The 12,544-nt window shown below is 40.9% G+C and carries 15 protein-coding genes; 12 read left to right on the forward strand and 3 right to left on the reverse strand.

The window, feature by feature from the left end; all coding sequences use genetic code 11:
• Positions 1-11: 11 nt before the first annotated feature.
• Positions 12-548, forward strand: a complete 537-nt coding sequence (locus ABIB50_RS25885) for a pyridoxamine 5'-phosphate oxidase family protein (protein ID WP_429384796.1) — start codon at positions 12-14, stop codon at positions 546-548.
• 72 nt (positions 549-620) lie between these two features.
• Here the strand turns inward: ABIB50_RS25885 and pyrF are convergent, their stop codons facing one another.
• Complete coding sequence (gene pyrF / locus ABIB50_RS25890) at positions 621-1,451, reverse strand: orotidine-5'-phosphate decarboxylase (protein WP_429384857.1); 831 nt, start codon at positions 1,449-1,451, stop codon at positions 621-623.
• Positions 1,452-1,771: 320 nt separating this feature from the next.
• Between pyrF and rho the strand changes: the two genes are divergently transcribed.
• From rho to purS, 3 genes are all read left to right on the forward strand, one after another.
• On the forward strand, positions 1,772-3,388 hold the full coding sequence (rho, locus tag ABIB50_RS25895; RefSeq protein ID WP_429384798.1) for a transcription termination factor Rho: 1,617 nt from the start codon (positions 1,772-1,774) through the stop codon (positions 3,386-3,388).
• Between the two features lie 155 nt (positions 3,389-3,543).
• Positions 3,544-4,284, forward strand: coding sequence for a CDP-alcohol phosphatidyltransferase family protein (locus tag ABIB50_RS25900; protein WP_429384800.1), 741 nt, complete (start codon positions 3,544-3,546; stop codon positions 4,282-4,284).
• A gap of 35 nt (positions 4,285-4,319) precedes the next feature.
• A complete protein-coding gene (gene purS / locus ABIB50_RS25905) occupies positions 4,320-4,574 on the forward strand; it encodes a phosphoribosylformylglycinamidine synthase subunit PurS (protein ID WP_429384802.1) in 255 nt (84 codons plus the stop codon).
• 185 nt (positions 4,575-4,759) lie between these two features.
• Here the strand turns inward: purS and ABIB50_RS25910 are convergent, their stop codons facing one another.
• Complete coding sequence (locus ABIB50_RS25910; protein WP_429384804.1) at positions 4,760-5,137, reverse strand: Hpt domain-containing protein; 378 nt, start codon at positions 5,135-5,137, stop codon at positions 4,760-4,762.
• A 24-nt stretch (positions 5,138-5,161) separates the two neighbouring features.
• Entirely contained in the window at positions 5,162-5,641 is a 480-nt protein-coding gene (folK, locus tag ABIB50_RS25915) for a 2-amino-4-hydroxy-6-hydroxymethyldihydropteridine diphosphokinase (RefSeq protein WP_429384806.1), read from the reverse strand.
• A gap of 89 nt (positions 5,642-5,730) precedes the next feature.
• Here folK and sppA point away from each other — a divergent pair, with 89 nt between their 5' ends.
• The 8 genes from sppA (at position 5,731) to ABIB50_RS25955 (ending at position 12,539) form a co-directional block, all read left to right on the forward strand.
• Complete coding sequence (gene sppA, locus ABIB50_RS25920; RefSeq protein WP_429384808.1) at positions 5,731-7,494, forward strand: signal peptide peptidase SppA; 1,764 nt, start codon at positions 5,731-5,733, stop codon at positions 7,492-7,494.
• A gap of 71 nt (positions 7,495-7,565) precedes the next feature.
• The gene (locus ABIB50_RS25925; RefSeq protein ID WP_429384810.1) at positions 7,566-7,850 is read left to right on the forward strand and encodes a type II toxin-antitoxin system RelE/ParE family toxin; all 285 of its coding nucleotides are present in this window, start codon (positions 7,566-7,568) and stop codon (positions 7,848-7,850) included.
• A 9-nt stretch (positions 7,851-7,859) separates the two neighbouring features.
• Positions 7,860-8,159: a HigA family addiction module antitoxin gene (locus ABIB50_RS25930; protein ID WP_429384812.1), complete on the forward strand. Its 300-nt coding sequence runs from the start codon at positions 7,860-7,862 to the stop codon at positions 8,157-8,159.
• Positions 8,160-8,176: 17 nt separating this feature from the next.
• Positions 8,177-9,850: a helix-hairpin-helix domain-containing protein gene (locus ABIB50_RS25935; RefSeq protein WP_429384815.1), complete on the forward strand. Its 1,674-nt coding sequence runs from the start codon at positions 8,177-8,179 to the stop codon at positions 9,848-9,850.
• Between the two features lie 4 nt (positions 9,851-9,854).
• A complete protein-coding gene (gene gmhA / locus ABIB50_RS25940) occupies positions 9,855-10,412 on the forward strand; it encodes a D-sedoheptulose 7-phosphate isomerase (RefSeq protein ID WP_429384818.1) in 558 nt (185 codons plus the stop codon).
• A 6-nt stretch (positions 10,413-10,418) separates the two neighbouring features.
• Positions 10,419-10,928 carry a D-glycero-beta-D-manno-heptose 1-phosphate adenylyltransferase gene (gene rfaE2 / locus ABIB50_RS25945; RefSeq protein WP_429384821.1) on the forward strand — a complete coding sequence of 170 codons (510 nt, stop codon included), beginning with the start codon at positions 10,419-10,421 and terminating at the stop codon, positions 10,926-10,928.
• A gap of 10 nt (positions 10,929-10,938) precedes the next feature.
• Entirely contained in the window at positions 10,939-11,904 is a 966-nt protein-coding gene (locus ABIB50_RS25950) for a glycosyltransferase family 9 protein (protein WP_429384823.1), read from the forward strand.
• A gap of 5 nt (positions 11,905-11,909) precedes the next feature.
• On the forward strand, positions 11,910-12,539 hold the full coding sequence (locus tag ABIB50_RS25955) for a porin family protein (protein WP_429384825.1): 630 nt from the start codon (positions 11,910-11,912) through the stop codon (positions 12,537-12,539).
• Positions 12,540-12,544: the final 5 nt, after the last annotated feature.

Raw genomic sequence — 12,544 nt, forward strand, 5'->3', positions numbered from 1 at the left:
CAGCTAAAATTATGAACAGCATCAATCAAAATCAACCCGAAGATAATTTTAAAGACCTTAACGGCACTGAGGCGATCACCAAATTAAAAGAACTGGCCGAGGATGCCAAAACCTGCTTTTTCACCACTAATATTAAAACAGGACTGCCTGCATCCGCCCGCCCAATGACAGTACAGGACGTAGACGACGAAGGTAATTTGTGGTTTTTAATGGCTAACGACAGCGAAACCTACCACGAATTGAAGGCAGAGCCTCTGGCCCAACTATTCTTCCAGGGATCAAAATATTCTGATTACCTGAATGTGTACGGCATAACCACGCTAAGCGCCGATAAAGAAAAGATCAAAGAGTTTTGGAAACCAATATTAAAAGTTTGGTTTACTGAGGGGGAGGGCGACCCACGTATAGCTGTAGTAAAATTAGAACCTACTGAAGCCTACTATTGGGATAACAAACATGGCAACGCTGTAGCTTTTATTAAACAATTAGCAGGCGCAGCTATTGGTAAAACTTTGGATGATTCTGTTGAGGGGAAAATAGAAATTTAAGTTTTGAGTTATGGGTGGTGGGTTTTGAGTAAACAGGTTTATAACTCATCACTCAAAACTCACCACTCATAACTAAATAATTCCCGCTTTCTCCAACTCCACTTGCATTTCCTTTTGCAATTTCAGTGCCTCCGCACGGGCCGCATCAGCAAAATCTTCGGCGTTACTTGCATAAAGTATAGATCGTGATGAGTTAACCAATAAGCCGCAATCTTTAGTCATACCGTATTGGCAAACATCTTGCAAACTGCCGCCTTGTGCGCCTATGCCGGGTACAAGTAAAAAGTTATCAGGAGCATACTTACGTATGGCGGTAAACTCAGTGCTTTTGGTGGCGCCTACTACATACATTATCCTATCGGCACCGGCCCAGGCATTGGCTTTCTTGATAACGGTCTCGTATAGGTGGCCGTCATCTGTTGGCAGGTATTGAAAATCTTTGCTTCCTACTGATGAGGTAAGCGCCAATATAATAACCCACTTGCCATCATACTTTAAATAAGGCGTTACGCTGTCATTACCCATATAAGGGGTAACGGTTATCGCATCAAAGCTCATACCCGAGGTAGCTTCGTCAAAAAACGCGCGGGCGTATTTATCAGATGTATTACCAATATCGCCACGCTTGGCGTCGATAATACTCAAACAGTCGGTTGGTAAATATTTCCATGTGGCAATTAAGCTTTGAAGGCCCCTAACTCCATAGCTTTCGTAAAAGGCCGAGTTTGGTTTGTAAGCCACACAAAGATCTTTGGTAGCATCAATAATACGCTTGTTAAACTCAAGGATAGGGTCGGGGTATTGTAGTAAAAACTGCGGGATCTTATCAATATCTGTATCTAGCCCAACGCATAGAAATGATTTTTTTTGTTTGATCTGGTCTATAAGCTGTCGGCGTGATATCATTGATGAGAAGTATGAGATTTTTGAATGCCCAAAAAAACTAAAAATTAGCTGAAGTGTTAGCCTGTTATAAGATATTTTTTTAAAAAGTTTGTTATATTAAAATAATTGACTACAATTGCAGCGTTATCCTTTGAATTTTTCTTGCACTAAAGAAAGAATTTTAAAATCCACGTTTAATTATCTAAATTAGTTTACCTGGGTTTAAACATTTCAAATAAGCTGCAAACAAATTTCTTTCAAACATCCGAGCAAAATACATTTAAGATTCACGAATAATATCGTAATAAAAACCCCTTTTTGACACCATAATTCATATCATGTCTGATACAACCGAATTGAACGACAAACTCGTTTCTGAGTTGCGCGAAATTGCTAAAAGTTTAGGTATTGCCGACGCTGACACCTTAAGGAAGCCAGAGCTAATATCAAATATTGTACAAATGCAGCAACTTATTGAAGCTGCGCGTGCACAACAACAAGTAGTAGAAAATAATTACGCCCCAATAGGCGCCACCAATACAGCCGACACCGGCGAAAAGAAAACCCGTAACCGGATACGTACCGTTAAAAACACCAATGCGCCACGCGTTGAGGTGCCTTTAGACGATACAAATTTATTTGACCTGCAGGACGACGAGCCGCAAACTGAAGAAAGCGATGACCAGGAAATAGTTATCGCACCAGTTGCTGAATCACCAGAGCAGGAAGGCGAGCTAACTGCAACTACCGCTGCCGACCCTGCTGCCGAAGGCCGCACGCCAAAATTTGAGCGCCGTGTGCCGCAGCAAAAAACGCAGGAACCTGCTGTAAATTTAGATTTTGATAATGTTATTGTAAACGAAGGCGTATTAGAGATCATGCCTGATGGCTATGGTTTTCTTCGCTCGTCTGATTATAACTATTTAACCTCGCCTGATGATATTTATGTATCGCAGTCGCAAATAAAATTATTCGGCCTAAAAACCGGCGATACCGTGCGCGGTAGCATCCGCCCTCCAAAAGAAGGTGAAAAATATTTTCCGTTAGTACGTGTAGAAGCCATTAACGGCCGCATCCCTGCCGAAGTGCGTGACCGTGTTCCGTTTGATCACTTAACACCGCTTTTCCCGTCAGAGAAATTGAGCTTGTTTACTGATCCGGGTAATTATTCAACACGTATCATGGACCTTTTCTCGCCGATAGGTAAGGGCCAGCGTGGTTTAATTGTAGCGCAGCCTAAAACCGGTAAAACCATGTTATTAAAGGATGTGGCTAACGCCATAGCCAAAAATCACCCCGAAGTTTATTTGATCATCTTATTAATTGATGAGCGCCCGGAGGAGGTTACCGATATGGCCCGCAGTGTACGCGCCGAAGTTGTTTCATCAACATTTGATGAGCCTGCCGAGCGCCACGTAAAAATTGCCAACATTGTTTTAGAAAAAGCAAAACGTATGGTTGAGTGCGGCCATGATGTTGTTATCCTGTTAGACTCAATTACCCGTTTGGCGCGTGCTTATAACACGGTAGCACCTGCGTCAGGTAAAATATTATCGGGTGGTGTTGATGCTAACGCGTTGCACAAACCTAAACGCTTTTTTGGTGCGGCCCGTAATATCGAGGATGGCGGCTCATTAACCATCATCGCGACTGCATTAACAGAAACCGGTTCTAAAATGGACGAGGTTATCTTTGAAGAATTTAAAGGTACCGGTAACATGGAGTTGCAATTGGATAGAAAACTATCAAACAAACGTGTGTTCCCGGCTATTGATATCACCGCTTCAAGTACACGTAGAGACGACTTACTGTTAGACAAGGAAACCCTGCAACGTATCTGGATATTACGTAACCACCTGGCCGATATGAACTCGATAGAGGCTATGGAGTTCTTGCAGAGCCAGGTTAGAGGTACAAAAACTAACGAAGAATTCTTAATATCGATGAATTCGTAGTGATGGTTATTAGTTGATTGAGTTGATTAAGTGGGTGGTTGTAGTGTAAATACTTTAACCACCACTTAATCAACTTAATTAATCACTCACTTAATCAATAACTTAACCACCAGTTATTGATTTATTAAGCTAATACTGATACCTTCAAACCTAAAATGAAGAAGCGGGTAAAAAAACATCTTCCAAATGCCATAACTTGTTTCAACCTGTTTAGTGGTTGCGTAGGCGTTGCTTTTGCATTTAAAGGCGACCTGATTACTGCGGCTTACGCCCTTTTCCTGGCAGCGATATTTGATTTTTTTGATGGATTTGCGGCTCGTGTATTGCAGTCTTTTTCGGGTATAGGTAAAGATCTTGATTCGTTAGCCGATGTATTGAGTTTTGGTTTATTACCATCCGCTATTTTGTATGAGCTTTTTTTAAAATCGCCGCAGATAGAAAAAATAGGCCCGTATGTTTGCTTCCTGGCGTTTGCCATTGCTGTTTTCTCGGCATTGCGTTTGGCCAAATTTAACACAGACACACGGCAGGCCGATATATTTATCGGGTTGCCGACGCCGGCAAATGGTGTGCTTATTGCTTCGTTGCCATTTATAATAGAACAACATCCGCTACTTAATCAATACATATTAAACCAATATACTTTATTGGTGCTGGTAATTGTAATGTGTGCTTTATTGGTTGCAGAACTTCCCTTAATGTCGCTGAAGTTTAAAAATCGCGATCCCCGAAATCTTTATCGGTATTTATTGTTGCTGTTTGCAGCAATATTGATTCTATTTTTTAAATTTGCCGCTATACCGGTGGTTATATTTATCTATATCACCTTATCCATTATTCAACTTAAAACAGCTAATAATAATAATATTGTAGGCAGTCAAAAAGAAAACATTTAACTGTTTATAATAGCTTTATAAAACCAACCCGCTCCATGAAAACGTTTCACGCCGAAATAGATGTAATGCCAAAAAAAGAAATCCTTGACCCGCAGGGAAAAGCCGTAACCGGCAGTATGAAAAATTTAGGCCTTGCCGAAATTCAAAACATACGTATTGGTAAACACATCACCCTGCAAATTGAGGCCGATAGCGAAACAATAGCTCATGAAAAAGTTGAGTTGGCCTGTAAAAATTTACTTGCTAATTTAATTATGGAGAGCTATACCTTTAAAATAGCGCAGGTTTAGTTTTACTTACCGTACTTTAGGAGGCTCCGCTGGAGCCTGTCTTCCTTTATTTTTCTATAAACACGTAGCTCCTCCGGAGCTGCTGAAGGTTAACATCAAAGCGATGACTCCGGAGGAGTCGCCTGTTTATAGGAATAAAAACATGATTCTTCGGCTCCGGCGGAGCCTCCTGTAAAAGATCAGGTTTAAAGCTTAGCAGCTATTTCATCTTTTATTTGCAGCAAGGCTACGGTGTTAGCCGCTATTAAGGTTTGTACCTGGTCAAGCTTGTTTACTAAATCCATAACATTGGGCGCGCCCGTTTTGCAGCTTAATTCAATTTGTTGAATTAAGGCCTGGCAGTTAAGCATGCCAAAAAAACCTAATGTAGCTTTTAACTTATGTGCAGCAGCGCCGGCGGTGGTCCAATCCATTTCGTCAAAAGCAGTGCTTATATCCAGCAAGGCAGGTGGCGTTTGCTGTAAAAACATATCTATCGATTCAACAATAAACTCGTCGCTGCCATCGGCAATTTCTTGTAACAGCGTAAGGTCAAGATCCAGGTTTGTTAAATCAACAGACATTTTTTATAAGTTATATATCCAAATTTATAACTTTTTTACAATTAAGCTATCCTTAAGCTCATTTTTCAACCACAGGTTGTTCTTTTTCAAAACAGGGTGGATAAAGTCGGGCGCTATCTCTGCAAGCGGTTCTAAAGTAAAGCGGCGGTTATGTAATTGCGGATGGGGCACATGCAGCCCCGGCTCATTAATAATAGCATCGTTATAATATAAAATATCGATATCAATAATCCGCGATCCCCACTTCTCTTCCCTTACCCTCCCCATAACCTGCTCTATAGCCAGTATTTTAGTTAAAATTGCCTGGGCCGATAGTTCGGTCTTTAATTCAACTACCATGTTTAAATAATCGGGCTCATCGGTTTTTCCCCATGATTGTGTTTCATAAACCGATGATATTTTTTGGGTAGGAGCAATATCATAAGCAATATGCAGGATAGCTTGCTGCAGAAATAACTTTCTGTCGCCCAGGTTACTGCCCAATAGTAAAAAAACGTTATTCATTGTTGTAACAAATATTATAGACTATGCTCTTAATATTATACCATATGGTTTTATTAAGTTTGCATAGATATAAATATTTATAATAGTAAATGAAGCAATTTTTCAAATTTGTGTTGGCAACTGTTGTCGGCATACTTTTATCAACCATAATTATTATTTTAGTTATTGTTGGTATTATAGCCGCGGCGGGGAGTGATAAGGATGTTGTGGTTGATGCCAATTCAATTTTACATATCGATATAAAATACCCAATTGCAGAACGTACTGCCAATAACCCATTGGCAAATTTAAGTTTTTTAGGTTTTGACGGCGATAAATCCATTGGTTTAAAAGATATTTTAGCCAACATTAAAAAGGCTAAAACCGATGATAATATAAAAGGCATTTTCCTGGACGAAAGCTATATGCTATCCGGGCAGGCCACTACCGAAGAGATCCGTAACGCGCTGATCGACTTTAAAAAATCAGATAAATTCATAATAGCTTACTCAGAAATATACACCCAGGGTTTTTATTACCTGGCATCGGTTGCTGATAAAGTATACATTAATCCTAAAGGCTTTATTGAGTTTAGCGGCTTTAGTTCGCAGGTAACGTTTTTAAAAGGCGCGTTAGATAAATTGGGTATTGAGGCCCAGATTATTAAAGTGGGCACTTATAAAAGCGCTGTCGAGCCATTGGTGCTAACTAAAATGAGCGATGCTAACCGCATGCAGGTTACTTCCTACTTAGGTTCGTTGTATGATCATTTTTTAACAGGCATTGCTAAAAGCCGTGGCATAAATAAAGACTCACTGTTTAACTATGCCAACCAGATGCGAATTAAAGAGCCCCAGGACGCTTTGAAGTATAAGCTGGTAGATGGATTGAAATATAAAGATGAGCTGTTAGATGAGCTTAAAGAGCGGTTGAAGATCAAGAAAACCGATGATATAAGCGCTGTTGAAATAGCCGAATATACTAAAAGCACCGACGAGGATATTAAAAGTGTTTCAAGCAATAGTATTGCTGTGGTTTACGCATCAGGCGATATTGCGGGCGGTACCGGCGATGATAATAGCATAGGCTCTGAAACCATATCAAAAGCATTGCGTAAGGTAAGGCTTAATAAAAAAATAAAAGCGGTTGTGCTACGGGTTAACTCGCCGGGTGGCAGCTCATTAGCCAGTGATGTGATATGGCGCGAGGTTATGCTAACCAAAAAGGTAAAACCTATTATTGTTTCAATGGGGGATGTGGCAGCATCAGGCGGTTATTATATCTCATGTGCGGCCGATTCTATTTTTGCACAACCAAATACTATTACCGGCTCTATAGGCATCTTTGCCATTTTGCCTAACATGCAAAAGTTATTTAACGATAAGTTAGGTGTAACTTTTGATGGTGTTAAAACCGGAAAGTTTGCCGACCTGGGTAATACCAGCCGCCCGTTAACCCCCGAAGAACGTGCGATATTGCAAAGTGAGATCAATCATGGTTATGACGATTTTACAAAAGCAGTTGCCACGGGCCGTCATAAAACGCAAACCTATATTAACAGCATTGGCCAGGGCCGGGTATGGACAGGTGCACAAGCAGTTAAAATTGGCCTTGTTGACCGTTTAGGCAACATTGACGATGCTATAAAAGCAGCGGCTAAAAAGGCTGGTTTAAAAGATTACAAGCTGGTTGCTTATCCCGAGCAAAAAAGTGTGTTAAACAAACTGGGCGCAAGCTTTAGCGCCGACGTGAAAACCCGCATACTGCAATCAGAGCTTGGCGAAAACTACAAAGTTTACGAGCAGATAAAAAACGTTACCACCATGATGCGCACCCCGCTGATGCGGATGGAATATGATGTGGTGGTGAAGTAATCTGTAACTTCTTTTTGTAGGAAAGTTGTATTTTTCATTTGACAAGTGTAAATTTACAGTTTACAATTAACATGATCCAGGGTTTTAAGCACAAAGGACTTCGGCTTTTATGGGAGCAGGGTAATAGTAGTAAGTTGCCTGCTGATCAAATAAATAGGATCGAAAGAATGTTGGATATTATTGATAGTGTACAGCGGGTCCCCGAGGATTTTGGAGCCTATCAAAATTGGAACATTCATAAACTTTCTGGTGATTTAAAAGATTTTTGGAGCATTAAGGTTAATAAGAACTATCGTATTATCTTTCGATTTGATGGACAGCATGTGCATGATGTAGATTATATTGATTATCATTAAAATAAAGCTATGAAAAGACAGATGAGACATATTCACCCCGGTGAAATTTTGCGGGAAGAAGTAATTGCGGCTAATAACTTAACTGTAACTGCTGCCGCTAAAATGCTGGGCATATCTCGCCAAAGCTTAAATAAAATTATTCATGAACAATCAGACATTACCCCTGAAATGTCTTTTAGAATTGCCAAAGTATTTGGTGGTACAGCTGATATTTGGGCTAATATGCAGACTAAGTTTAATCTTCACTTAGCCGCCGAAAAGACGAAAGAACTTAATTTGAAGCCTTATCATTATAAACATTCAGCTTAAGATTTCTTAATCTAATTATGGAAAATAAACCCATAGCCCGTAAACTTCGCTTGCTATCGCAACTCATGGAACTGCATGAGGTTAATCCCTTTAAAATTAAATCAATAGCTAACGCGGCTTTTAATGTCGATAAGCTGCCTTACCCCGTTGCGTCTAAATCTTTCGAAGAATTAGAGAAAATAAGCGGGATTGGTAAAAGCGTAGCTACCAAAATAATTGAGCTGGTGCAAACCGGTACAATGGTGGAACTGGAGGAGATATTAGCTGCCACACCGGCCGGGGTTGTAGAGATGATGGGCATTAAAGGCATAGGAGCCAAAAAGGTAGCCACCATCTGGAGTGAAATGGGTATAGAAACCGTTGGCGAGCTTTACTATGCCTGTAACGAGAATCGCCTGATAGAAGCTAAAGGTTTTGGACTTAAAACCCAGGACGAGATCCGTAAGGTTATTGAGTTTAAAATGGCCAGCACCGGCAAGTTCTTGTACGCGCAGGTAGAAGAAACGGCCGACCGGCTAATGGATAAGCTAAAGGATACTTTCCCGAACGGCTTGATGGAATTTGCAGGCGAATACCGACGACTGTGCGAGATCATTAATCAATTGGAAGTAGTTGTGGGGAGCCGCGATTGTGAGGTGGCTTTTCAAACAATACTGCAATCCGAAATATTGGATAACCTGGCTACCGAGGATGGTCATTTGGTTGGCGAAACACCTAACGGTTTAAAGGTTGTGATATGGGTGGTTGACAGAAAAGATTATATCAAAACCCTATTCATTAAAACCGGCAACGACGAACATGTTGAAGCTGTTTTAGCACGTGGTGGTGAGGATGCAGACCAGCCGGAGAGTGAGGAAAGGATCTACCAAAAAGCTGCTATGGCGTTCATGAAGCCGGAGTTGCGCGAAGGCACAACGTTTATAGAACGGGCAGTCAAAAATGAATTGCCGCAGCTAATATCTTATCACGATCTGAAAGGTACTCTACATAATCACAGTACATGGAGCGATGGCGTTAATACCGTTGAAGAAATGGCGCTGTACTGTCGTGATGAATTAAAACTGGAATACCTGGGCATGTGCGACCACAGCAAGAGCGCATTCTATGCAAAAGGCTTAAGCATAGAGCGGGTTTTACAACAACAGGAAGAGATAGATCACCTAAATAAAAAGCTGGATGGTTTTCATGTTTTTAAAGGGATAGAATCGGATATTTTAAATGATGGTTCGCTGGACTACCCGGACGAGATCCTGAAGAAATTTGATTTTGTAGTAGCATCAATCCACACCAATTTAAAAATGAGTGAAGCGAAGGCTACCGAACGTTTGATAAAAGCTATAGAAAATCCATACACCACCATACTTGGGCACCCAACCGGGCGTTTGTTATTAAGCCGCAATGGTTATGCGCTTGATTATAAAAAGGTGATTGATGCCTGCGCGGCTAACAATGTTATTATAGAGATAAATGCTAATCCGTTGCGTCTTGATTTGGATTGGCGCTGGCACCAATATGCTTTAGCGAAGGGTTGCCGGCTCTCTATTAACCCCGATGCACACCGCAACGAAGGTTTTTTAGATATGCATTATGGCGTAATAGTAGCCCGTAAAGGCGGGTTATACAAAGAAAGATGTTTGAATGCGTTATCATTGCAGGAAATAACGGAAGTTTTTAAGGCAAAGAAAAAATAAGTCAATGATTATTGAAGAACTTAAAGATCATCAAAATACCATACAAAAAGTAATTGATACGCTGGTGCCTGATATTGAAAAGGCCTGCGAAATGATGACTTCTACTTTAAAAGCCGGCAATAAAGTTTTAATTGCAGGTAACGGCGGCAGCGCCGCCGATGCCCAGCACCTTGCAGCCGAGCTAAGCGGCCGGTATGTTAAAAACCGCAAAGCGTTACCAGGTATCGCGTTAACTACCGATACATCTGCACTAACCGCTATTGCTAATGATTATGGGTATGATTATGTATTTGCCCGCCAGCTGGAGGCTTTGGCTCAGCCGGGGGACCTGTTTATAGGTATATCAACCAGCGGTAACAGCGAGGTTGTTTTAAGAGCATTCAAATCAGCACAGGAGATAGGTTGCAAAACATTGGGTCTTTCGGGTCGTGATGGTGGTAAAATGAATGGTTTATGCGACCTGAATATTATTGTGCCGGCACAAGTTACCGCGCGTATACAAGAAATGCACATACTTATCGGCCATATTTTATGTCAGGCCGTAGACGACCTTTTTGATTAACATGTTATGCCGATAGGAATTGATTTTGAACGCGCGTTATTAGCCAAGGTATGCAGTCTGGAAACCCTTAAAAGTAAAGTCGATTTTTGGCAAAGTGAGGGAGAAAAAGTTGTCTTTACCAATGGTGTTTTCGACATATTGCATATAGGACACATTACCTACATGGCAAAAGCGGCTAATTTAGGCGACAAACTGATAATTGGCTTAAATGCCGATGCCTCGGTAAAACGGCTTAAAGGCCCTGATCGCCCGATAAACGATCAAGCCAATCGCGCGGCATTATTGGCGGCCTTGTTTTTTGTTGACGGTATTGTTGTTTTTAAAGAGGATACACCGCTAGATTTAATTAAAGCTTTACTGCCCGACATTTTAGTTAAGGGGGCCGATTATACCGTTGATAACATAGTTGGTGCTAAAGAGGTAATTGCAAACGGCGGCGAAGTGCTAACAATTGATTTGGTTGAAGGCTACTCGTCAACATCTATTATACAACGCATCAAAAATCAGGAGACATAGGGAGAAGAAAATGAAGATACTGGTTATCCGTTTTAGCTCGATGGGCGATATCATATACACAACACCCGTTGTGCGATGCCTTAAAAAACAGCTAAACGGTGCCGAAATACATTTCATCACCAAACCAGCCTTTAAATACATATACGACAATAATCCTTACGTTGATAAACTGCTTCTATTAAAACCAAATTTATCTGAAACCATAAACGATATTAAGGCGGAAGGCTACGACTATATTATCGATCTGCATAATAATCTGCGTACTGCTGTAATTAAATTGCGTACGGGTGTTAAATCATCAACCTATAAAAAGCAAACCATCCGCAAGTGGTTAAGCCTGAAGTTTAACTTAAAACTGGTGCCGCCCGTGCATTTGGTTGACAGGTATTTACAGACAGTAGCATTTTTAAAAGTTACAAACGATAACCAGCCGATAGATTATTATATAAAGGCAGATCATCAGCTTAATAAACTATTGCCGCTGTCCCACCAGGAAAATTTTGTTGCTTTTGTTATTGGCGCTACGCATTTTACCAAGCGGATGCCTAATGACAAAATCATCAGTATATGTAATGCGATAGATAAGCCGATTGTATTATTAGGGGGTAACGATGTGAAAGATAACGGCGATATTATTGCGAGAGCAATAGGCGCTAAAATTTATAACGCTTGTGGACTAACATCATTGGATGAATCTGTATTTTTGGTATCAAAAGCTGCAAAAGTAATTGGTTTTGATACTGGGTTAACTCATATCGCCGAAGCGTTTAACGTGCCGATAGTATCTATATGGGGTGGCACCGTTCCGGAGTTATTAGGTGTACAACCTTATAAAGTAAAAGAAGTATTGGTAGCCGCTATTGAGCTGCCTTGCAGGCCATGTTCAAAATTTGGATTACCGGCTTGCCCGCTGGGCCATTTTAAATGTATGCATGATATCCCCGAACAGGGTATCACCCAATTTGTAAATAATTAGCTGTCATGAAAAAAGCAATAATTATCACCCTGTTTATAGCTGTTGCCAGCTTATATGCTAATGCACAAAAATTAAACTATGGGTTCAAAATTTCGGGTGGCTTTGCTTATCAGCAAATAGAAAATAAGGAGATCCTGTCAACCAGTTCTATCACCACATTTAACATACGGGGGATTGCACAAATGCCCATCGGAAACAGGTTTTGGCTGGAAGCCGGCCTGGGTATCGCGGGTAAGGGCTCGAGAGTGTATAACGACGCTTTAACAACCACCACGCACTTAACTTATGTCGAAATTCCTGTTAACGTGTTGCGCAAGTTTACCTTTACAGATCTCGGGATTTTTTATTTAGGCGCAGGCGGATATGTGGCGGGTGGCATAGGAGGAACCCTTGATTACGAAACACCGGGCACAAACACTGCAGATAAAATTAAATTCGGCAAAAGTGATGATGTTACCAGGTTTGATACCGGGCTTAATTTCACAACCGGGTTTGAGTTTCGCAACAGGGTGACCTTTAATATGGCTTTTGCATTGGGGTTAAATAATATTGCATCAACCACGCAACAAGATACGGGGACAAGTGTTGTAAGAAACAGGGAGTTTTCTATCGGTTTAGGCTACCTGTTTAAATAATTCGA

This window comes from Mucilaginibacter sp. UYCu711 (genome assembly GCF_050433825.1).
GTDB lineage: Bacteria > Bacteroidota > Bacteroidia > Sphingobacteriales > Sphingobacteriaceae > Mucilaginibacter.

What these genes read in the sequence shown, in the direction of transcription:
- ABIB50_RS25885 (WP_429384796.1), top strand. Translation starts at nt 12, where the DNA reads ATGAACAGCATCAATCAAAATCAACCCGAAGATAATTTTAAAGACCTT.
- rho (WP_429384798.1), top strand. Translation starts at nt 1,772, where the DNA reads ATGTCTGATACAACCGAATTGAACGACAAACTCGTTTCTGAGTTGCGC.
- ABIB50_RS25900 (WP_429384800.1), top strand. Translation starts at nt 3,544, where the DNA reads ATGAAGAAGCGGGTAAAAAAACATCTTCCAAATGCCATAACTTGTTTC.
- purS (WP_429384802.1), top strand. Translation starts at nt 4,320, where the DNA reads ATGAAAACGTTTCACGCCGAAATAGATGTAATGCCAAAAAAAGAAATC.
- ABIB50_RS25910 (WP_429384804.1), bottom strand. Translation starts at nt 5,137, where the DNA reads ATGTCTGTTGATTTAACAAACCTGGATCTTGACCTTACGCTGTTACAA.
- folK (WP_429384806.1), bottom strand. Translation starts at nt 5,641, where the DNA reads ATGAATAACGTTTTTTTACTATTGGGCAGTAACCTGGGCGACAGAAAG.
- sppA (WP_429384808.1), top strand. Translation starts at nt 5,731, where the DNA reads ATGAAGCAATTTTTCAAATTTGTGTTGGCAACTGTTGTCGGCATACTT.
- ABIB50_RS25925 (WP_429384810.1), top strand. Translation starts at nt 7,566, where the DNA reads ATGATCCAGGGTTTTAAGCACAAAGGACTTCGGCTTTTATGGGAGCAG.
- ABIB50_RS25930 (WP_429384812.1), top strand. Translation starts at nt 7,860, where the DNA reads ATGAAAAGACAGATGAGACATATTCACCCCGGTGAAATTTTGCGGGAA.
- ABIB50_RS25935 (WP_429384815.1), top strand. Translation starts at nt 8,177, where the DNA reads ATGGAAAATAAACCCATAGCCCGTAAACTTCGCTTGCTATCGCAACTC.
- gmhA (WP_429384818.1), top strand. Translation starts at nt 9,855, where the DNA reads ATGATTATTGAAGAACTTAAAGATCATCAAAATACCATACAAAAAGTA.
- rfaE2 (WP_429384821.1), top strand. Translation starts at nt 10,419, where the DNA reads ATGCCGATAGGAATTGATTTTGAACGCGCGTTATTAGCCAAGGTATGC.
- ABIB50_RS25950 (WP_429384823.1), top strand. Translation starts at nt 10,939, where the DNA reads ATGAAGATACTGGTTATCCGTTTTAGCTCGATGGGCGATATCATATAC.
- ABIB50_RS25955 (WP_429384825.1), top strand. Translation starts at nt 11,910, where the DNA reads ATGAAAAAAGCAATAATTATCACCCTGTTTATAGCTGTTGCCAGCTTA.